This is a genomic window from Sphingomonas sp. PP-CC-3A-396, assembly GCF_004343105.1.
Taxonomy (GTDB): domain Bacteria; phylum Pseudomonadota; class Alphaproteobacteria; order Sphingomonadales; family Sphingomonadaceae; genus Sphingomonas.
Map to the genome: position 1 here is coordinate 564,683 of NZ_SLYF01000001.1, position 20,718 is coordinate 585,400.

A 20,718-nucleotide genomic window follows, 5' to 3' on the forward strand; every position below is an offset into this window, starting at 1 on the left:
GGTGAGCGGTCAGCCGCCGAGCGCGCGGTGAAGCTGGATGTGCGCGAGCGCGGTGGCGACGCGCTGGCGAACGACGGCCAACTCCGCGGACAAGGCCGCTTGGCGGTCGTCGAGCAGCGGCGAGGCCGCTATGTCGCCGCGGGCGTAGCGGGCCTCGACCATCGCCACCGTCCGGCGACGCGATGCGAGGTCGCGGTCGGACAGGCTGGTGCGCTCGGCGGCGGCGCGGCTCGCCGACAGCGCGTCGTCGACTTCACGCCAGGCGTTGAGAACGGTCTGGCGGTACGCGAGCGCGGCGCTGCGTTCCTCCGAGCGGCGCAGGTCGAGTTGCCGCTGCAATCGGCCGCCGGAGAAGATCGGGAGAGACAGGCTCGGCCCGATGCTCGTGCTGCGCGCGTTCCAGCCGAAATCGGCGAGGTTCAGGACGTCGATATCGAACAGGCCCGTCAGGCTGATCTTGGGATAGAGATCCGCCTGCGCGACGCCGATCTGCGCGGTCGCTGCGTGGAGCCGTGCTTCGGCCTCGACAATGTCAGGACGTGTGCGGGCGACCTCGGAGGGCACGCGCACCGCCGCCGCCGGGAGCGGGCTTTGCGGTTGCAGCGTCGTGCGGTCGAACGGGGCGGTATCGGGCGTACCACCGACCAGGATCGCCAGCGCGCGCTGCGTCGTGGTCGCCCGATGGTCGAGGTCGACGATCTCGCCGCGCAGTGCGCGCAGCGTCTCTTCGGTTGCGGCGAGATCGATCGGCGTGGCGAGACCGCGTCCCAGCAGCGCACGCGCGATCGTGGCGTTGCGCTCGGCGAGTCCGACCCCGTCCTGCGCGATGCGGCGCTCGTCCCACAGGCCGCGCAGTTGAAAGTAGGTGCGCGCGACCTCGGCCTCGACCGACAGACGTACGCCGCGCGCGGTGGCTTCGGTGGCCTCGACCGAGGCCTGCGCCGCCTCGACCTGGCGACGATGGCCACCCCAGAGATCGAGTTCCCAGCTCGCGCCGACGCCGATGCTGTAGAGATCGAAGTCGACGCCCTTGGGCGGGGTCGTCGTCGGGGTGACGCCGAGCAGCGTCTGCGTCACCGAGGCGATCCCCGCGGTGCCGACGCGCTCGCGGTTGTACCCGGCCTGACCCTCGACCTGCAGCGCACCGGCAGCACGAGCCTGGCCGCGCTCGATCCGCGCGGCGGTGATCCGTTCGATCGCCGCGGCGATGTCGAGGTTCGTAGAACCTGCGCGTGCTTCCAGAGCGTCGAGCACCGGATCGTCGAAACTCCGCCACCAGCGCGCATCGGTGCTAGCCGAGACCGGGGCCGCACTCTGCCAGACCGGCGGCAGGATCGCTGCGGGCGGCGCGAAATTCGGGCCGACCGTACAGCCCGCCAGCGCGACGGCGAGCAGCAGCGGCGTCCGTGAGAGCTTCGGATCATGCATTTTCGTGGTCCTCGTCGGTAAGGCCGGATGTGCGATCGAAGGCGAGGGCGTAGAGCGCGGGGAGGGCGACCAGCGTGAGGATCGTCGCGCCGATCAGCCCGCCGATCATCACGATCGCCATCGGCCCCCAGAAGATGTTGAAGCAGAGCGGGATGAACGCGAGCACCGCCGCCAGTGCGGTCAGCACGACCGGGCGCGATCGACCGATCGTCGCAGCGACGATCGCCGCGTGCAGGTCCATGCCCTCGGCCTGGTTATGCGTCACCTGATCGACCAGGATGATCGAATTGCGCATGATCATCCCCGCGAGCGCGATCAGCCCAAGAAGCGCGACAAACCCGAACGGCGCGCCGGTCAGCACCAGCGCCACCACCGCGCCGATCACCCCAAGTGGTGCGGTCGCCAGCACCAGAAGCGTCCGGCCGATGCTTTGCAGCTGGATCATCAGCAGCAGGAGCATGAGCGCGACGGTGATCGGCAGCAGCGCATAGATCGCGTCGTTCGCCTTGGCCGACAGCTCGCCGTCGCCGCCGTCCTCGATCCGGTAGCCGGCGGGGAGCGAGGTCGCGATCGCGGCGACGCGCGCGGCGGCGGCGTCGACGACTTCGCCGGCCTGGACGTCGCCGGTCATGTCCGCCTGCACGGTCATGCAGAGCGCGCCGTTGCGCGTCCAGACGATCGGCTGCTCCGTAATCGCGCCGATCCGCGCGACCTGATCGAGCGGGACCGGACCGCCGGGCGTGCTCACCGCCATGTCGGCGAGCCGCCCCGGATCGCTGCGATCCGGCGCCGTGCCACGCACGACGATGCCGATCCGCTTGGTCCCGCGGAGCACGTCACCGGCCGGCTGGCCCGACAGCATCGTCGCGACCTCGCCCGCCAGCCGCGCCCGATCGAGCCCGAGCCGCGCGACCCGATCGGGGTCGAGATCGAGCCGCACCGCAACCGACGGCGTCCCCCAGTCCGCCTGAACCGCAGTCGTGCCGGGCGTCGCGCGCAGCACCGCCTCAAGCCGCGTGGCGATGGTCCGCAAAACCTCCGGATCAGGTCCGATCACGCGATATTGCACGGGAAAGCCGGCACTCGGTCCGAGCGACAGGCGGCGGACATGGAGCTTGGCCTCGGGCGACGCGTGGTTTGCGAGCAGCCGCGCGATGACCCGTTCACGCGCGTGCAGGTCGGTCGCGACCAGCACCATCGTCGCGGTCGCCGGGTCGGGCAGCGAGGGGCCGTAGGGGAGATAGAAGCGGGGCGCGCCCTGGCCGATATAGCTGTCGACCTGCGCGATATCGCGGTCCTTCGCGATGCTCGCCTCGATCCGCTTCACCGCCGCAGAGGTCGCGGACAGCGACGCGCCGGGCCGCAGACTGACGTCGACGATAATTTCGGGGCGGTCGGATACGGGAAAGAATTGCTGGCGGACCAGCATCGCGCCGGCGAGACTGGCCACCAGCAGCGCCGCGGTGACCGCGACCACGGTCTTGCGCCGCGCCATGCACGCATCGACCAGCTTGCGCAGCCGCCGGTACACCGGCGTATCGTACATCGCGTCCGCATCGTGGTGTTTGCGAGCCTCAGGCAGCAGCCGCACGCCCAGATACGGCGTGAACACGACCGCGACGACCCAGCTGACCAGCAACGCCGACCCGGTCACCCAGAAGATCCCGCCGGCATATTCGCTGGTCGTCGATTGCGCGAACCCGACGGGCAGGAAGCCGACGATCGTCAGCAGCGTCCCCGTCAGCATGGGGAACGCGGTGTGCGTCCAGGCATAGGCGGCGGCATCGGCCCGGCTCGCGCCCTTTTCGAGCTGGACCACCATCGCCTCGACGCTGATGATCGCATCGTCGACCAGCAACCCGAGCGACAGGATCAGCGCGCCGAGCGAGATCCGCTCGAGCCCGATTCCGCTGACGCCCATGAACAGCGCGACGATCGCGAGCGTCAGCGGCACCGACAGTGCGACGACGACGCCGGTCCGCCAGCCCAGCGTGACAAACGCGACCAGCAGAACGACCGTCAGCGCGCAGAAGAACTTGATGAGGAACGCGTCGACCGCCTCGCGGATATTCTGGCTCTGGTCCTGAACCTGCGTCATCGTCACGCCCGCGGGCAACGTCCGGCCGAACGCCGCGGCAGCCTCCGACAATTGCTTGCCGAAGCCGAGCCCGTCGGCCCCCGGCGCCATCGCGATCGCCAGCACCACCGCGGGCTTGGCCGCGTGGTGGACCAGGCCGTCGGGCGGGTCGGCATAGCCGTTGCTGACCGTGCCGATGTCGCCGACCCTGATCGTCCCGTCCGCGCCGGCAACGGCGGTATTCTCGACCGTATCGACGCCGTCGACCGCGCCGCCGATCCGAACGGGCACGCGCATCGACCGCTCGACGACGCCCGCCGGCGCGACGCTGCTGCGCTTCGCCAGCGCCTGCACGACTGCGTCGGGCGACAGGCCCATCGCGGCAAGCCGGCGCGAGTCTACATCGACGTACAGCCGGCGCGGCACCTCGCCGGTGATCTGCACCTTGCCCGCGCCGGGCACGCGCAGCACCGCGTCGCGCGCCTGCTCGGCCAGCGTGACGAGCCGCGCATTGTCCGCGCCGGTCAGCGTGAACACATAGCCATAGACGTCGGCATAATCGTCATCGGCGGCGACCGTTGCCCCGGTCGGCAGACCCGGCTCGAGATCCTTCAGCTGCTTGCGGACCTGTTGCCAGATCACCGGCACGCGGTCCTTCGGCGCGCCGTCCTTCAGCGATACGCGGATCGCGCAGCGCCCGTCGACGCAATAGGTCTGGAGGAAATCGAGATCCTCGGTCGCGCGCAGCCGGCGCTCGATTGGGTCGGCGACCTGCTCGCGCATCTGCGCCGGCGCCGCACCGGGCCAGGACGCGGCGACGATCATCTCCTTTAGCGTAAAGGTCGGATCCTCGTCCCGGCCGAGCGCGAAGAATTGCGCGGTACCCGCGGCGAACAGCAGCGCGATCAGAAAGCCGACGAGCGCGGGGTGACGGATCGCCCAGCGCGACAGGTTGAAGCGGTCCATCGCTCAGTTGCCGCCCGGGACGACGCCGGCCATGACGACGCGCTGCCCTTCCGACAGCGTGTCGCCCCCGCTCGCGACGATCCGCTGGCCATCGGGCAGGCCGGAGACGATCGCGTCGTCGCCCCGTAGCTCGACCAGATGCACCGGCTGGCGGTGGACGCGGTCGCCAACCGTCGACAACGACCAGACATGCGGCTGGCTACCCTGCGCGCCGAGGGCGGTCAGCGGCACGCGGATCGTCGCCTTCGGATCGGGCAGCCGCAACGTGACCGTCGCCGAACTGTTGAACGGGACCTGCGAAACGTCGCCGAGCATACTGAACCGCGCGGTCCGCATGCGTAGCGCACCATCCGCCGCCGGCCCGACCAGCCGCAGCCGTGCTTCGACAATCATGTCGGGCGCGGACCAGAAGCTCGCATCCGCCATCGTGCCGCTGCTCAACCGGATGCGTTCGGGCAGGCGGACCTCAATTTCCGGACCGCCCGCGGCCAGCCGGACGACGACGCTGCCCGCGTCGACCACTGTGCCGGAGTCGACGGCGCGCTCCGTGACGAGGCCGTCCTCGGGCGCGATCAGCACTGCGTCGGCGAGCGTGGCGCGGCTGTGCTCGAACGCCGCGCGGGCAGCCTCACGCTTGGCCGTCGCGGCACTGGCAGTCAGTGCACGGTCGCGGACCTCGGCGGCCGACAGCGCACCGATCCCGTCGAGCCCAGTCGCGCGTCGTGCCGCGTCATCGGCTCGCGTCGCTTCGGCGGTCGCGGCGGCGAGTTCGGCGCGGGCCTGCCTGGTATCGGCGATCGCTTCGGCGCGTGACAGGCGGGCGAGGACCTGCCCGGCGCGGACGTGATCGCCGACCTGCACGCTCAACGCGAGCACGCGTCCACCGGTCTTGAACCCGAGCGCGATATCGCGGCGCGGGCGCAGGACGCCCTCGAACGACGCTGTCTGGCCGCCGGCGTGATGGATCGTGACGACATCGACCAGCGTGGCGTCGGATCTGGGTGAGGCGACCGGCTCGGAGGAGCAGCCGGCGCACGCTAACAAGGTGAAACCGGCCGCAATCAGCCCGGTGGTCGAGTGGAAAGTCTTCGGCATCGTCGCGTCCCGTTGGTGAACGCGGTCGCCCTGAAGGTCCGGGCCGATCCTGGCCTGCCGATCCTCGAAACCGACCAGTCGTTTTTAAAAACGACCGGTCTGCACGCCTGTAAAACGGCTTGGCTAGCCTTCGAGATGCCGCCGTCGAAACGCGCTCGGGGTTTCGCCGAGGCGGTCCTTGAACACGCGGTTGAACATCACGAGGCTGCCGAACCCCGCATCCATCGCGATCGTCAGGATCGGCACGTCCGCCTGTGTCGGGTCGGCGAGCGCGCTGCGGACTTCGGCAATGCGGTGTTCGTTGAGATAGTCGCTGACGTTGCGATAGCCGAGTCCGCCATTGATATGCCGCCGTACGCGATATTCCGGCGTGTCGACGCGCGCGGCGATTCCGCCGATCGTCAGATCGGGGTCGCGATAGGCACGGTCTTCGGTCATCATTCGGGCGAGCGAGCGCTCGAGGGTCGCGTCGAGCGGCTCCGGGACAGTGGCAGCCACCGGCACGTCGGGAGCTGCAACCGCGCTCGGAAAAACCTCCGGGTGGCGCAACCCGAACAGCAGCGCGGTGATCACGAACGCCCCCATGAAGAGCCCGGCAGCGGAAGCCATTCCCGACACCGCGAGCTCGCCCGTCGCACGGCCAACGATCTCGCTCCCAAGCAGCCACAGGATGATCAGCCCGATCGACACGACGAAGATCGACCGGGCCTGCCGCCGTGCCTCGACCAGATCGCCCTGCCGGTTGCGCCACGCCAGCCACTGCGCATGGATCGCAAACGCCATGCCCGCCGCGTAAATCATGACGTCCAGCCCCTCGATTGGCGCGGCCAGTCCACGGCCCTGCAGGCTGGCGTACGTCGTGCAACATAGGAACGCCGCGGCCAGCGCCAGATCGATCGGCTTCGGCTGAAACGCATCGTCGAACCACGCGCGCGCGAACAGCCAGAATAACGGGATCGCCGCGCTCGAACTCAGATCGAGCAGCGGATCGAACGCGGTCGGCGCGCGCGGCAACCCTGCCAGCGTGCCGACCACCGTGCACAGCGTCAGCGCCAGCCCGAACCGGCTCGGCAACGATGCCGGGGCGCGCGCAAATACCACCGCCGCCAGCAGCAACAGCCCGATCGCTCCGCCGCGGAACAGCGTGTCCAGCTGAGCGATCGCGTCTGACGTGGGGGAGAGAAGGTCGATCATTACCGGCGGAAACCATGATGCTGCCGGCATGTCTAGCAGGACCGTTGGTACGGCCGGTGCCTGCGGAAACGGTGCATCAAGTGGGAGCCACCGGTACCGCTGGTCGACAACGGTATCGGTACCGGTAAAAGAGGGTCCAAAGACCAGCACCCAAAGGGTCGGCGTTCAAGAAGGAGCACAGGATGCCCATCGAGCAGGCAGGACGAACCGTATCGCGCCGGCAACGACCGATCGGCCCAAGTCGATGACCCCTGGCAAGGCGTATCTCGGCGAACTGATCTCGGAGGCGATCGCGATCTTCATCGTGATGACGTTCGGTCTGTCGGTCGCTGCGATGTACACGCTCTACGATCCCAGTCCGTACAAGACCGCCTATTGGGGAGTCTGCATGACCTGGGGGATGGCGGTGTCGATCTCGATTTACGTCACCGGCGCGGTCTCGGGGACGCATGCCAATCCGGGCGTGACGCTGGCGCTCGCGCTGTACCGCGGTTTTCCCTGGAGGAAGGTGCTGCCCTATTGGTGCGCGCAGCTCGTCGGCGCGTTCCTCGGCGCGGCGCTGGTCTATGCGCTCTATTACAACGTCATCGATCACTTCAACGCGACGCAGCACATGACCCGCGCCGGTGGCGGTGCAGCTGGCGTATTCTTCACCGCGCCGGGTGTCGCGGTGACGACAATGAAGGGCTTTATCGACGAAATCATCCTCACGGCGATCCTGGTCTTCGGCATCTTCGCGATCACCGACGAGTTCAACACGATGGCACCACAAGCGAACTTCGGCGCCATCGTAATCGGCCTGCTCGTCGCGGTAATCGGCGCATCGATGGGGTATCTGGAAGCCTGGGCGATCAACCCCGCGCGCGATCTCGGACCGCGTACCTTTGCCTGGTTGATGGGCTGGGACGCATCCGCGTTTCCAGGCGTGGGCAACTATTGGTGGGCCCCGATCGCCGGGCCGTTGATTGGCGCAGCAATCGGCGGCGGCGCGCAACATCTGTTGATCCGGCCGTTCCTGCCACGCGACACGCCCATCGCAGGGCCCCAATGACGAGCGCGCCGTTTCGACGCCCGCCGACACGACCGAAGGAGAGTGAAGCGTGACTGACACCATCATCCTGGCCATCGATCAGGGTACGACTTCGACCCGCAGCATGACGTTCGGCAGCGACGGCGTGCCGCGCCAGACGGTACGCCGGGAATTCGCCCAGCATTATCCGCAGTCCGGCTGGGTCGAGCACGACCCCGAGGACATCTGGCGCGATACCGTCGCGACGCTCAAGCAGGCGGCCGAGGCAGACGGCGGCAAGGTCGCCGCGATCGGCATCACCAACCAGCGCGAGACGGTGGTCGTCTGGGACCGCAAGACCGGCGAGCCCGTCCACAACGCGATCGTCTGGCAGGACCGCCGCACCGCCAAGCTCTGCGCGCAACTCAAAGCCGACGGTAACGAACCGCTGGTGCGCGCGCGGACCGGGCTGATCCTCGACCCGTATTTCTCGGGCACGAAGCTCAAATGGATCCTCGACACTGTCGACGGCGTTCGCGACCGTGCAAACCGTGGCGAACTCGCCTTCGGGACGATCGACAGCTTCCTGCTGTGGCGGCTGACCGGCGGTAAGGTCCATGCGACCGATGCGTCCAACGCCTCGCGCACCTTGCTGTTCGACATCCACAAGGGCGCTTGGGACCCGGACATGCTGCGGATGCTCGACATTCCCGAAAGCCTGCTGCCCGAGGTCAAGAACAACAGCACGATCTTCGGCGAAACCACGCCGGACCTGCTCGGGACGTCCGTCCCGATTGGCGGGATGGCGGGCGACCAGCAAGCAGCCGTCGTCGGCCAGGCCTGCTTCCAGCGTGGCGATGCAAAATCGACCTACGGCACCGGCTGCTTCGTGCTGCTCAACACCGGCAAGGAGGCTGTCACGAGCAAGAACGGCATGCTCACCACCATCGCCTACCAGCTCGACGGCGAGATCACCTATGCGCTGGAGGGCTCGATCTTCGTCGCGGGGGCGGCGGTGAAGTGGTTGCGCGACGGACTGGGTCTGATCAATCAGGCAGCCGATACCAACGACATGGCGACCAAGCTCGACGGCAATGGCGGCGTCTACATGGTGCCCGCATTCGTCGGTCTGGGCGCACCGCACTGGGACCCCGACGCGCGCGCGAGCATCACCGGTCTCACCTTTGCCGCGACCGGGTCGCACATCGCCCGCGCCGCGCTGGAATCGGTCGCCTACCAGACCGCCGACCTGATGAACGCGATGGTCGCGGACGGCGCGCGCGACGCCCGCCAGATCCGCGTCGATGGCGGGATGGCGGCTAACGACTGGTTCTGCCAGTTCCTCGCCGACATGCTCGCCACCGATGTGGTCCGGCCCGCAAACATCGAGACGACGGCGGCCGGTGCAGCGTTTCTCGCCGGCATGGCGGTGGGAATCTGGAACGGCCCCGACGATATCGCCGCCGCCTGGCAGGAAGACCGCGTGTTCAACCCGACAATGACCGGCGAGGCGCGGACAACGCTCATGCAGGGGTGGCAGGACGCGGTCGACCGGACCAGTTCTAGGGCAAAGTCCTGACCGGTCACACCGCAAGGCTTGGTCGACTGCGCTGTAAAATCCCCGCTCGACCGCTAAAGGCGATAGCGGGATCAGGCATTTGGTGAACACATGGCGCGCAAGCATTCAAGACACGGCCCCTATGACGATGGGGAGCGCGACGATGAGGCTCCGGCCGCCCCGATCCCTTGCTGGCTGTGTGGCAGGCCGACCGGCAAGATCATCGTCTGGCATCATCCCGTTCCCAAGAGCCGGGGCGGTCGCGATGTCGTTCCGATGCATCCGATCTGCCAACAGACGCTGACTGCCAATTTCACCAATTCCGAACTGCAGCGCCACGCGATGGATGTCGAAAGCCTCCTCGCGAACGGCGCGGTGCGCAAGTTCGTCGATTGGGTAGCGAACAAGGATCCGGACTTCACCGCGACCACGACAAAGAAACAGCGCTGACGGTCGTTTCGACACCGTAACATGCCCATGACGGTGCTTGATCCGGCCTCTTCCGCAATGGCGCGGGCGGGTGGGTTGCTACGCGGCAAGCACGCACAGCCGCTAATGGTAAGTCGTTCTGATAGAAGCATTGTACGCGACGGACGGCCGCTATAAACCGCACGCATGTCGCTTCGGGCTCGGCCAATCTTCGACGGTTTTCGCGCTGCGGCGTTCGTCATGCTCGCGATGATGATGCTGGTGCGGCTAGGACCATGGTGCGAAACAATGGCGATGGCTGCAACGCCGGTCGCATCGACGATGATGGATTGTGCCAGCACCCCGATCAACGCTCCGGCAAAAAAGACTGCGCTGTCGGCCTGCGCCACGACTGAACCGGTGGTAGGGGCGGGAAACCGCCCCTATCCACGCATCACCCGTCCGTCTCGGAGCGGATATTAGGCCATCGATGACGACGGTCGCCAGAGACGATGCCCCGCTGTCGATCGCAATCGCCACCTCGATCGACCGCGGTTGATAGCTGCATTCCTGCGCCGATCGCGAGACCCGCGTTAGGTAGTTCCCGATTCTGGTGCCGGTCCACCCCGATCGTACGGTTTGGCTACGCTCCCTAATCGAGGACCACGCCATGAAGTTCAGCCATTCGATCGTCGCCGTGTTCGACGACCACGCGCAAGCCGATGCCGCGGTGAAGGCGCTGGCCGCATCGGGGTTCGGGCTGAGGCGGTTGAGTATCGTCGGCAAGGGCTTTCACAGCGATCAGGTCGCGACGGGCTTCTACAACAGCGGCGACCGGATCCGCTTCTGGGGCTCGCGCGGCGCGCTATGGGGTGGCCTGTGGGGGCTGTTCATGGGCGGGCTCTACGCGACCGTCCCCGTCGTCGGCGGGGTCGTGCTGCTCGGGCATCTCGCTGCCACGGTGATCACAGCGATCGAAGGCGCGGTCATGCTCGGCGGCACCGGCGCGCTGGTCGCCGCGCTTGCCAGTCTCGGCATTCCCGAGGATTCGATCGTCACCTACGAGACCGATATCGCAGCGGACGGGTTCCTTGTCATGGCGCATGGCAGCGAAGCGGAGATGGAGCGCGCCAAGCTGGTGCTCGAACCGCTCGGGCCTCGTCGGATCACCGTCCACCACGACCATAGTAACGCGTCCCCGCATGCACAACTGACCGGTAAGCTCCCGATCGCCGAGCCGGTCGCCTGACGCAGGACCAACCGCCGTTCTGAACCCGGTCGGCCGACGCGCTGCTCGCCGATCTCGGAACGTCGCGTGACGGGCTAAGCGCGGCAGAGGCGACGTTGCGCCTCGCCCGCTATGGTCCGAACAGCGACAGCGCGGAAACGCATACCGGCCCCGCACGGGCGATCGCGCGGCGACTGCTCGAGCCGCTGTCGCTGATCCTGCTCGCCGCCGGGCTGGTGTCAGCGGCGACCGGCGATGCGGTCGGCGGGTCGATCATCGTCGTGATCCTCGGCTTCTCGGTGCTGCTCGACACCTATCAAGAGGGACAGGCTGTCCATGCCGCAGCAATCCTGCGCCAGTCGGTCGCCGTCTCCGCGCGCGTCCGTCACGACGGCGCGTTGGTCGCGATCGCGATCGAGGCGGTGTGCCCGGTGACATCGTCGAGGTCCGCGCCGGCGACATCATCCCCGCCGATGCGCTGATCCTCGACAGCACCGCGTTTACCGCCAACGAAGCGGCGCTGACCGGCGAGCCCTATCCGGTCGACAAACGCACCGGCGGCGTCACCGCGACGACCGCCGCGGAAGCGTGGAACGCGCTGTTCCGCGGGGCGATCGCGCAGACCGGCACCGCGACCGCGCTCGTGGTCGGCACCGGCCGCGCCACGCTGTTCGGTTCGGCCGCCGCCGCGCTGGCCACCGCCGCGGCCCCCTCCCCGTTCGAGCGCGTTCGAACTTCGGCAACATGCTGTCGATGGCGGCGGCATCGCTGTCCCTGCCCTTCCTGCCGATGCTGCCGACGCACATCCTGCTCAACAACCTGCTCTACGACGTGTCGGAGATCGGCATCCCGTTCGACGGCGTCCGTGCCGAGGCGGTCGCACGGCCGCAGGTCCGGAGCATGCCCGCGCTGATCCGCTTCGCCGCGGTAATGGTCCGCTGTCGTCAGCGTTCGACCTGTTGACCTTCGCGGGGCTCTCGCTCGTCTTTCACGTCGCCGCGCCTGAGTTCCGCACCGCCTTGTTCCTCGAATCGATGGCGACGCAGATCCTGGTAATCTTCTTGATCCGCACCAACGGGCGGCCATGGGCGGACCTGCCGCGACCGGCGCTCGCGCTGTCGTCGTTGGGCGCACTGCTGGTGGCGATGCTGCTGCCGTTCACCCCGGTCGGCGGCTGGTTCGGCTTCGTCGCGCCGCCGCTCGTCCTGGTGGCGAGCATCGGCGGCATCACGCTCGCCTATCTGGTGCTGGCCGAACTGCCCAAGACGTTCCTGTTCGACCACCGCCCCACCAAACGCGCGCGGCGCTGAATGAGCGTAGCCAAACTTTGGCGCGGGGCGTTGCGCCATATCGGCTGGGTGCTGGGCCTCGCGGTGATCGCGATCGTCGTCGGCGCGGTGCTGCGGATAGGCGATCTTCACGCGTTCGCGACGATGCTCGAGAACGCGCGTCCCGGCTGGCTGCTGGTCGCGTTGGGATTGCAGGCGACCACCTATGCGAGCGTTGCGGCGGGTTGGAAGATCGTGCTGCGCCAGACCAACACGCCGCAACCACTGCGGAGGCTCTATCCGATCGCGGTTGGCAAGTTGTTCGCGGATCAGGTCCTTCCGGTCGCGGGCATGGGCGGCAACATGTTCCTGGTCGACCGCCTCACCGCACTCGGCGTCAAACGCGGCAACGCGGTCGCCACGCTGCTGGTGGCGATGATCGGCTTCTACGCGGTCTACGGCCTCTGCGCGCTCGCGATGCTGGCGGTGCTGTGGATCAAGGGGCTGGCGTCGATCTGGATCGCGGGCTTCGTGCTCGTGTTCCTCGCCGTCGCGACCGCGATTCCCGGACTGGCGCTGTGGATCCGGCGGCGCGGACGGCGCCCCGTCTCGTCGACCCTTGCCCGGTTCGCGAGTATCCGCGCGCTCGTCGGTATCGTCGCAGAAGCGCCGAAGCGGTTGCTGGTCGACCGCCGGCTGATCCTTCGCGTCGCGGGCGTGAACGGCCTCGTATTCCTCGCCGATGCCGCCAGCCTGATGGTGTGCTTCCTCGCGCTCGGGCAGCCGGTCAGGTTCCCGGTCGCGTTCGTCGCGGTGATGACCGCGTCGATGATCGCGACGCTCGGCCCGATCCCGCTCGGACTCGGCACGTTCGAGGCGGGTGCAACGGAGATGCTGGCGTTGATGGGGGTGCCGGTCGAGGCCGCGCTGGCGGCGATGTTGCTGCTGCGCGTCTTTACGCTGTGGCTGCCGCTGGTCCCCGGTTTCGCGCTGATCCGGCGCGCGCTACGCACTAAGGCTGCGGGGCTGACAGCCTAGGAAGCAGGAGCGTCAGGCGCTGGTCGTATGGAACGGATCGAACCGTCCGCGGAACGGCGCGCATACCGAACGCCCATACACTACGCTCGGCGCAATCCGCTAACCCAGGCTCACTGCATCCGCATGAACAGCGAGAGCGCGTTGCGGACGCTATCTGCAAAGCGGTCGTAGATTACGCGTGCGACCTCGGCGATGACAGGCTGGCGATCACGTCCACCGCGAGCGAACACCGCGACCGCCACGCGACGACCATCGGGCATGGTAATGAACCCGACATCGTTGGTGATACCGTCAAGCGTGCCGGTCTTGTCCTCGACCCGCGTACCAGCGGGCAGCAGAGCGCGGATACGCCGCGTGCCCGTCGCGCATCGGCTCATCAGCTCGAAGAGAAAATTGCGGCTTTGCGCCGTCAGTACCGAGCCGTTGTCGAGCTTGTTCAACAGCGTGACCATGGCGACCGGCGTGGCGACATCCTTGCTGTCGGCAAGGTGGCCGCGCTCGCGAAGCAGCTGGGCTATGGTCCGATCCATCCGGATGCCCGGTATCTGCAGCGACAACAGCCACTGTTGGATCGCGGCGGGGCCGCCGAGAGCGGCAAGCAGCTGATCGGTTGCCTGGTTGTCGCTGCGGATGATCATCAGCTCCATGACCTTGGCGGCAGGACGGCCCATGATCATGTCACCGAGAGAGCGTCGACCTTGATCGACCTCGGCTAGATAGGCGGCGGCGATCGCGATCTTGACCGTGCTCGCCATCGGAAAGGGGGTATTCCCGTTGATTGAAACGGTCGAGCCATCGCGCAGGTCGAGCGCGGCGATGCCATAGTCACCGGAGCGTTGCGCGACCAACTGGGTCAACGCGTGCTCGAGCCCGACGAGTTCGGGCGAGCTTGCGGCGACCGGTGCCGGGACGAGGATGCTGGCGGCGATACTGGATAGAAACAGGCGGGAAACCCGGAGTGCGCGCATCAATCGTCCTCGAATATTGTCCTGCATCGACGTGGTCACACTAAACCGACGAACCTGAACATGTCGTTATGCATACCGGTAAAGTTCGAACAACGGCTGATCGCGACACCGATTAGTTGCGCCTATGGCCGGGTAGCCTTTCGGGCAGACGGCGCTCAGCCAATCATGTCAACGATTGCGCCACGACCGTCCGACCACATCCGAGAGCGCAAGGACCGATACCGACCCTGGCAAAATTACCGTCGCCCCGGACCAAGCATGACCGCCTGACGGTCGAGTCTCTTCCCGACATTACACGCGATCTACTACCGAATCGCGCCATTCGTGGACGCGATGATCGCGCATCCGATCGTGTAATCTTGATTGAAGTGGCTGGGGCGCTAGCTGAAAGCCATCGCCCACTGCCTCCCGGCCCTGACACGGGACGAGAACGTGCTACGTAAAAAGAGGCAGCTTCCGAAGAAGCTGCCTCAATTGCCTCTTTAGAAGCCGACGCGCGCGCCGACCCGGATGAAGCGGCCCATGATGTTGCCGGTGGTCCAGGCTGGGTTATACTGGTTGATGCTGTACCCGCCGCTCGGATCGAACGGGGGCTTGATGTCGAAGATGTTGAGCACGTTGGTGTACAGCGTGAAACGATCGTTGACCTTGACGGTTGCGGTCATGTCGACGTTCCAGGTTGCCTTTGCGTTGCACAATACTGGCGTTCCGTCCTGATACGTCACGACCGACGAGCCGATGCTCGCTTCGCAATCGCCTTTGACGCCGCTGTAGCCGTTGGACACATCAGTCGAAGCGAGGTCATAGCCGGCGGTATAATAGGCGGTCGCCGAGAGCGATGCGGCACCGACTTCGAGCGTGTTCTGCCACGTCGCACGCCACTTCGGCGAGCCCGAGCACGAAGTGTTGTTGCAGGGGCTGAGCGTGCCGTCATACCGCTCGACGTTGCCGTCTGCTGTCTGCTTCTCGAACTTGAGCAGGTACGACGCATCGGCCGAGGTGATCAACGTCACGTTGTTACCGATCGGGAAGCGGGCATTGGCGCCGAAATCGATGCCCGATACGCGCTGTTCATCGGCGTTCTGATACGACACTTCGATGAAGCCGATCTGCGGCAACGCAGCGGGATTATCGTTGTCGGCCAGACCCGGCCGGACGACGACACCCGGAAGGTTCACGACGCCGTTGTTCGCGTAATATTGCTCGAACGCACCCGCGGAACTCGCCGGGTTGATGATGCCCTTCACCTTGATGTTGAAGTAATCGACCGTGAAGTTGATCCGCGACGTGGGCTCGAAGATCGCGCCCAGCGTCCAGCTGGTCGACTTCTCCGGATCCAGATCCGGGTTACCCGTCGACGTGTTGCCGAGCGAGAACTGGCCCGTCGCGTAGGCGTTGCCGCCGTGCGCCGCGATGAACGCGGCCTGCGCGGGAATGCTCGGATCAAGCGAGCGCGTCACATAGCCAGTGGTTGGCAGACCATTGGCTTCGTTGAAGCTCGGAATGCGGAAGCCCTTCGAGAAGGTACCACGAACCGAGAACTGCTGGATCGGCGAGAATTTTGCACCGATCTTCGGCGAGAAGTTGCTCTGGCCCGACGAATAATCGTCGTAACGACCCGACCCGTTGATCACGAGCTGATCCAGGACCGGCGCGTTGATTTCGAAGAAAGCGGACTTCACGTTGCGGCTGCCGACCGCGCCGACCGAGTTGACACCATAATAGCGGTCATAAGGATGCGCGTCGTTCTGCGGGTTCGCGCTGGGGTTATCGATCGACTCCTTGCGATACGCCCCGCCGATGGCGACCTGCAACGGACCACCCGGCAGAGTGAACAACGACTTCGAGAGGGTGCCCTGAATCTGCCAGAGATCGGCCGTCGAGCGCGTCCGGTTCTCGGGGGCGATATAGTTGCGGATCTCTTCCGAATTGGCACTCGGATTGACGAAATCATATGTTCCGCGCGCGACCACGTCCAAGATCCGCTGCGGGATAAGATAGTTCTTCTGGATCACATCGAGCTGCGTATTCGATGCCGTGAAATCACCGCTATATTTCCAGTCGTCACCGAATGTACCGGTGATCCCGGCCGCGAGGCGCAATGCCCGCGAATTCGTTTCGATCGTACGCGGACGGTCATAGAGGCTCAGCAACTGCGCACGGCTGCCGCTGGCTGCGAAAGGATTGTTGGGATTGAGGACGCCGTTACCCGCGTTGCACCCCGTGTCGAGCATGGTCAGCGAGCCGACTCCACCGGCGCAGACATAGGTCGGCAGATACAGTGGGTTGAGCAGAACCGAGCCTGGCGGCGTGGTCTGATTGTTGAAGCCGAGCGGGCTGATCTGCGTGAATGTGTTGGTCCGGTAGTAATTGCCCGACACATAGGCCTGAGCATTGTCGCCGACATTGGCCGTAAACCGACCCGAGAATCCGTAGCGCTCCTGCTGCGGCAAGACCTGCAGATACTGCTTACGGAAATCCTGCTGGCAAACGACCGAACCTGCAGTCGGGCTCTGGCCCGGCAGGACCGTCACCGGATTCAGGTCACGGCATCCATCGGCGGCGTTGAGAATATTGTACCGGCCCAGAGCCCCGCCCGTGGCATCGACGGGACGTACCATCGCCACCGTCGTCGATGCGAGACCGGAATAGGTACCGTCCGCGTTGAAGAAGTTGCGAGCCCCTGCTGGCTGCGCAATGCAGCTGCCCGCGTCGTTACAGATGCGGCTCAGATCCGACGAGTTGAACGGGTAGCCCCGATCGCTTGCATTGACCGCCGCAGTGTTCTGATACTCGCCGTTGACGTAGAAGTTGAAGCCTTGCGTGGCGAGGTCGCCATAGCCCCACGTCGCATCGAGACGCTGTTCGCCACCATCGCCACGATCCGAGATACCTGCCGAACCATTCAGGTGAAGGCCTTCGATCTGCTTCTTCATGATGACGTTGATGACGCCCGCAACCGCGTCTGCGCCATAGGTCGACGACGCGCCGTCCTTCAGCACTTCGATGCGGTCGACAAGCGAACTCGGGATCGTGTTCATGTCGACAAAGTTGCGCTGACCGTCATCGGCGAGCGGATACGGCGCCATGCGCAGTCCATCGAACAGCGTCAGCGTCGATTGCACGGACAGACCACGCAGCGATGCCGCCGTTGCGCCCGTTGCGAAGTTGCTACCGGTATTCCAGCCCTGGCTGATCGTGCCAGCGCCGTTCGCGGTCAGTCGCTGCACGGCCTCAGCGGCCGTATTGATTCCGCGCTGCTGAAGCGTCGCGGCCGTCAACGTTGTGACGGGTGAAGGACCTGTATCGGCGCCGCGGAACAGGGACCCGGTAACCACGATATCCTGGCCAGCATCCTCTTCGGCCGGCGCGGTCTCTGGGGAGACGGTCTTCTGCGGTTCCGGTGCAGCGGTCGCGGTCTGCGCGACGCTCGGCATGGCTGACAATACGAGGACAAAAGGTGCGGCTGCGGCGAGCAGCAACGACTTCGACGTAAAGCGAGTGGTAGCAACCAAGTGAAAATCCCCCAATATAACCGCAACGGCCCTTATACGGTCGATTGCGAAAGGTTTCCGAACTGCAACCAAGGTTGCTCGGAAGATGTCCACATTGGTGAAGCCGGGCTTTGGGGCTGTAAAGGGTTACGCATTGAGACATGACGTTTCTGTCATCTTGTGACTAATATGGCACTATGTCTGTCCCATATGCCGCGCCGGCTGTTGAGTAATCGTCGAATGAGCGACGCATTTAATGATAAGGAACAGGGAAAGTGCCTTATTACAGGGCCTTCGGGATCCAAGGCAGATGTATTCCGCCGCATCGGATCCGGTAAGCGTCACACCAACAGCCCCTTCCCGTCTGAATCCGCACGCTTTCACGACGCTATCGATAAGCTGATGGTACGGGCAGTTCATGCGCTACGGCCTTTCAAAGGCCCGCCCGTCGGTGATGGGCGTTGGCGCAGACGGCTCAGAATTGCTTACTCTGCGACGACGACAGATAGGCTTCCGCGCGTAGCGGACGTACGCGCCAAGCGACAGCGCGCTCCCCAGCCCCTGTGATCGACTGCTGTGATCGATCTTGCCCGAATAATCGATTGGACAAATGTCCTTCAGATCCTGCATCTTGAAAGCAAGACGGTAAGACTCATCGAGAGAGGACGCCAAGATGGCCGATTACGAACAGCCCAAGAGCAGCGGTTGCCCAATGGGCCCCAACGGCGGCGGCGAGGTGAAGGCCCGTTCGCTGCTGGGTCGTACGAACAAGGATTGGTGGCCCGATGCGCTGCCGATCGACATGCTGCACCAGCACGGCGTCTCCCCCGACCCGATGGGCGAAGAGTTCGACTATGCCGAGTCGTTCCAGCAGCTCGACTATGCCGCGCTCAAGGCTGACCTGACCGCGCTGATGACCGACAGCAAGGCCTGGTGGCCTGCCGATTACGGTCACTACGGCCCGTTCATGATCCGCATGGCGTGGCACGCCGCCGGCACCTACCGCGTGACCGACGGCCGTGGTGGGTCGTCGTCGGGTCAGCAGCGCTTCGAGCCGCTCAACTCGTGGCCGGACAATGGCAATCTCGACAAGGCACGCCGCCTGTTGTGGCCGCTGAAGCAGAAGTACGGCAAGAACATCAGCTGGGCTGATCTGTTCATCCTCGCCGGCAACGTCGCGATCGAGAGCATGGGCGGACCGATCTTCGGTTTCGCCGGCGGCCGCAAGGACGTCTTCGCCTCCGAGGGCGATACGTTCTGGGGCGCCGAGGAGCTGTGGGTCAACGAGGGTGCGCAGACGCGCATCAGCGAGGACATGCCCGAGCTCGAAGGCCCGCTCGCCGCGATCCAGATGGGTCTCATCTACGTCAATCCGGAAGGTCCGGGCGGTGATCCGAACCCGCTCCTGTCGGCACGCGACATGAAGGCGACCTTCCTGCGGATGGCGATGAACTCCGAGGAAACCGTTGCGCTGACCGCCGGCGGCCACGCGTTCGGCAAGTCGCATGGCGCCAAGCCTGCCCCGCATTTCAAGGCTCCGTCTTCGGAATCCGTGCACATGCAGGGCCTGGGCTGGCTGACCGACAGCGAGGAGATCGGCCAGGGCCACATCACGACCTCGGGTATCGAGGGCGCGTGGTCGAACAACCCGACCAAGTGGACCGGCGATTACCTGCGCCTGCTGTTCAAGTACGACTATGAGCTGACCGAGAGCCCGGCCGGCGCGAAGCAGTGGCAGCCGGTCAACCCGGCACCCGAGGACATGGCACCCGACGCGCGCGATCCCAACAAGCGCGTGCCGACGATGATGACCACCGCCGACATGGCGCTGAAGATGGACCCCGAGTTCCGCGAGATCGCGCTGCGTTTCCGCGACGATCAATCGGCACTCGACGACGCGTTCGCACGCGCCTGGTTCAAGCTGACGCACCGCGACATGGGTCCGCGCGTTCGTTACCTCGGGCCTGAGGTTCCGGAAGAAACGCTGATCTGGCAGGATCCGGTTCCGGAGGGCACCGCGCCGTCGGACGCCGATGCCGCTGCGTTCAAGGACGCCGTGCTGTCGAGCGGGCTGACGATCGGCCAGCTCGTCAAGACCGCCTGGGCGTCGGCATCGAGCTATCGCCGGTCGGACCACCGCGGTGGTGCGAACGGTGCGCGCATCGCGCTCGCCCCGCAGAAGGACTGGCCGGTCAACGAGCCCGAGCAGCTGAGCAAGGTCCTGGCCAAGCTCAACGAGCTGCGCGGCGACATGTCGCTGGCCGACGCGATCGTGCTGGCCGGTTCGGCAGCGGTCGAGAAGGCGGCGCGCGATGCCGGTCACGACGTGTCGGTGCCGTTCCTTGGTGGACGCGGCGATGCGACGCAGGAGTGGACCGATGTCGAGAGCTTCGTGTGGATGGAGCCGCAGGCTGACGGCTTCCGCAACTACCTGAAGACGCGTCACCCGGTGAAGACCGAGGAGTTGTTGCTCGACAAGGCTTCGCTGCTCGGCCTGTCCGCGCCGGAGATGACCGTGCTGGTCGGTGGCCTGCGCGTGCTCGGCGCGAACTTCGGCGATGCGCCCGAGGGCGTACTCACCACGCGTCCGGGTCAGCTGACCAACGACTTCTTTGTCAACCTGCTCGACAACGACACGTTCTGGGATCTGGTCGACACGTCGAGCGACGAGAAGTTCATCGGCTACGATCGTGGCGGTCGCGAGAAGAAGTGGCAGGCGACCCGCACTGACCTGATCTTCGGCTCGAACTCGCAGCTGCGTGCGACGGCCGAAGTCTATGCCGAGAATGGTCATGAGCAGAAGTTCGTTCGCGACTTTGTCAAGGCGTGGGTCAAAGTCATGAACGCCGACCGGTTCGACGTCACGGCAAAGCCTGTTTCGTCCAACCAGGCGTCGTAAGGTTTTATGGAGTGCGGATAAGTCATGCCGGCCTGGACCAGGTTCCAGAAAGCATGGCTTATCCGCCACTCCCCGAAGTTATAGTTGT

15 protein-coding genes and 1 pseudogene are annotated in these 20,718 nt (G+C 65.7%); 10 read left to right on the top strand and 6 right to left on the bottom strand.

Features of this window, described 5'->3' with window-relative positions:
• Nucleotides 1-9: 9 nt before the first annotated feature.
• The 4 genes from C8J40_RS02575 to C8J40_RS02590 form a co-directional block, all read right to left on the bottom strand.
• The gene (locus tag C8J40_RS02575; protein WP_132895634.1) at nucleotides 10-1,428 is read right to left on the bottom strand and encodes an efflux transporter outer membrane subunit; all 1,419 of its coding nucleotides are present in this window, start codon (nucleotides 1,426-1,428) and stop codon (nucleotides 10-12) included.
• Nucleotides 1,421-4,471: an efflux RND transporter permease subunit gene (locus C8J40_RS02580; protein ID WP_132895635.1), complete on the bottom strand. Its 3,051-nt coding sequence runs from the start codon at nucleotides 4,469-4,471 to the stop codon at nucleotides 1,421-1,423. Before C8J40_RS02580 ends, C8J40_RS02575 begins: the two co-directional genes overlap by 8 nt.
• A gap of 3 nt (nucleotides 4,472-4,474) precedes the next feature.
• A complete protein-coding gene (locus C8J40_RS02585; RefSeq protein WP_132895636.1) occupies nucleotides 4,475-5,566 on the bottom strand; it encodes an efflux RND transporter periplasmic adaptor subunit in 1,092 nt (363 codons plus the stop codon).
• Nucleotides 5,567-5,689: 123 nt separating this feature from the next.
• Nucleotides 5,690-6,760 (bottom strand): helix-turn-helix domain-containing protein, encoded by a 1,071-nt coding sequence (locus C8J40_RS02590; RefSeq protein WP_165911343.1) that lies wholly within the window; start codon nucleotides 6,758-6,760, stop codon nucleotides 5,690-5,692.
• Nucleotides 6,761-7,004: 244 nt separating this feature from the next.
• Between C8J40_RS02590 and C8J40_RS02595 the strand changes: the two genes are divergently transcribed.
• From C8J40_RS02595 to C8J40_RS02620, 9 genes and pseudogenes are all read left to right on the top strand, one after another.
• Nucleotides 7,005-7,811: an MIP/aquaporin family protein gene (locus C8J40_RS02595; protein ID WP_132895638.1), complete on the top strand. Its 807-nt coding sequence runs from the start codon at nucleotides 7,005-7,007 to the stop codon at nucleotides 7,809-7,811.
• Between the two features lie 49 nt (nucleotides 7,812-7,860).
• The gene (gene glpK, locus C8J40_RS02600; RefSeq protein WP_132895639.1) at nucleotides 7,861-9,348 is read left to right on the top strand and encodes a glycerol kinase GlpK; all 1,488 of its coding nucleotides are present in this window, start codon (nucleotides 7,861-7,863) and stop codon (nucleotides 9,346-9,348) included.
• 90 nt (nucleotides 9,349-9,438) lie between these two features.
• Complete coding sequence (locus C8J40_RS02605; protein WP_132895640.1) at nucleotides 9,439-9,777, top strand: hypothetical protein; 339 nt, start codon at nucleotides 9,439-9,441, stop codon at nucleotides 9,775-9,777.
• A gap of 628 nt (nucleotides 9,778-10,405) precedes the next feature.
• Nucleotides 10,406-10,984, top strand: coding sequence for a quinol:electron acceptor oxidoreductase subunit ActD (locus C8J40_RS02610; RefSeq protein ID WP_132895641.1), 579 nt, complete (start codon nucleotides 10,406-10,408; stop codon nucleotides 10,982-10,984).
• Nucleotides 10,985-11,025: 41 nt separating this feature from the next.
• Nucleotides 11,026-11,445, top strand: a complete 420-nt coding sequence (locus C8J40_RS20665; RefSeq protein WP_243693190.1) for a cation-transporting P-type ATPase — start codon at nucleotides 11,026-11,028, stop codon at nucleotides 11,443-11,445.
• Nucleotides 11,388-11,630 (top strand): annotated as a pseudogene (locus tag C8J40_RS20670) (hypothetical protein); the annotation flags it as partial. The gene C8J40_RS20665 and the pseudogene C8J40_RS20670, both read left to right, overlap by 58 nt.
• Before the next feature lie 77 nt (nucleotides 11,631-11,707).
• Nucleotides 11,708-11,926, top strand: a complete 219-nt coding sequence (locus C8J40_RS20675; RefSeq protein ID WP_243693193.1) for a hypothetical protein — start codon at nucleotides 11,708-11,710, stop codon at nucleotides 11,924-11,926.
• Nucleotides 11,923-12,273 carry a cation transporting ATPase C-terminal domain-containing protein gene (locus C8J40_RS20680; protein ID WP_243693170.1) on the top strand — a complete coding sequence of 117 codons (351 nt, stop codon included), beginning with the start codon at nucleotides 11,923-11,925 and terminating at the stop codon, nucleotides 12,271-12,273. The genes C8J40_RS20675 and C8J40_RS20680 overlap by 4 nt, the downstream gene beginning before the upstream one ends.
• Nucleotides 12,274-13,269, top strand: coding sequence for a lysylphosphatidylglycerol synthase transmembrane domain-containing protein (locus C8J40_RS02620; protein WP_132895642.1), 996 nt, complete (start codon nucleotides 12,274-12,276; stop codon nucleotides 13,267-13,269).
• 110 nt (nucleotides 13,270-13,379) lie between these two features.
• On the opposite strand, the gene C8J40_RS02625 is transcribed toward C8J40_RS02620, so the two are convergent.
• Complete coding sequence (locus tag C8J40_RS02625) at nucleotides 13,380-14,237, bottom strand: serine hydrolase (RefSeq protein ID WP_132895643.1); 858 nt, start codon at nucleotides 14,235-14,237, stop codon at nucleotides 13,380-13,382.
• Nucleotides 14,238-14,719: 482 nt separating this feature from the next.
• Entirely contained in the window at nucleotides 14,720-17,752 is a 3,033-nt protein-coding gene (locus C8J40_RS02630; protein ID WP_132895644.1) for a TonB-dependent receptor, read from the bottom strand.
• Between the two features lie 691 nt (nucleotides 17,753-18,443).
• Here C8J40_RS02630 and katG point away from each other — a divergent pair.
• Nucleotides 18,444-20,630, top strand: coding sequence for a catalase/peroxidase HPI (gene katG / locus C8J40_RS02635; protein ID WP_243693191.1), 2,187 nt, complete (start codon nucleotides 18,444-18,446; stop codon nucleotides 20,628-20,630).
• The last annotated feature ends 88 nt before the right edge of the window (nucleotides 20,631-20,718 follow it).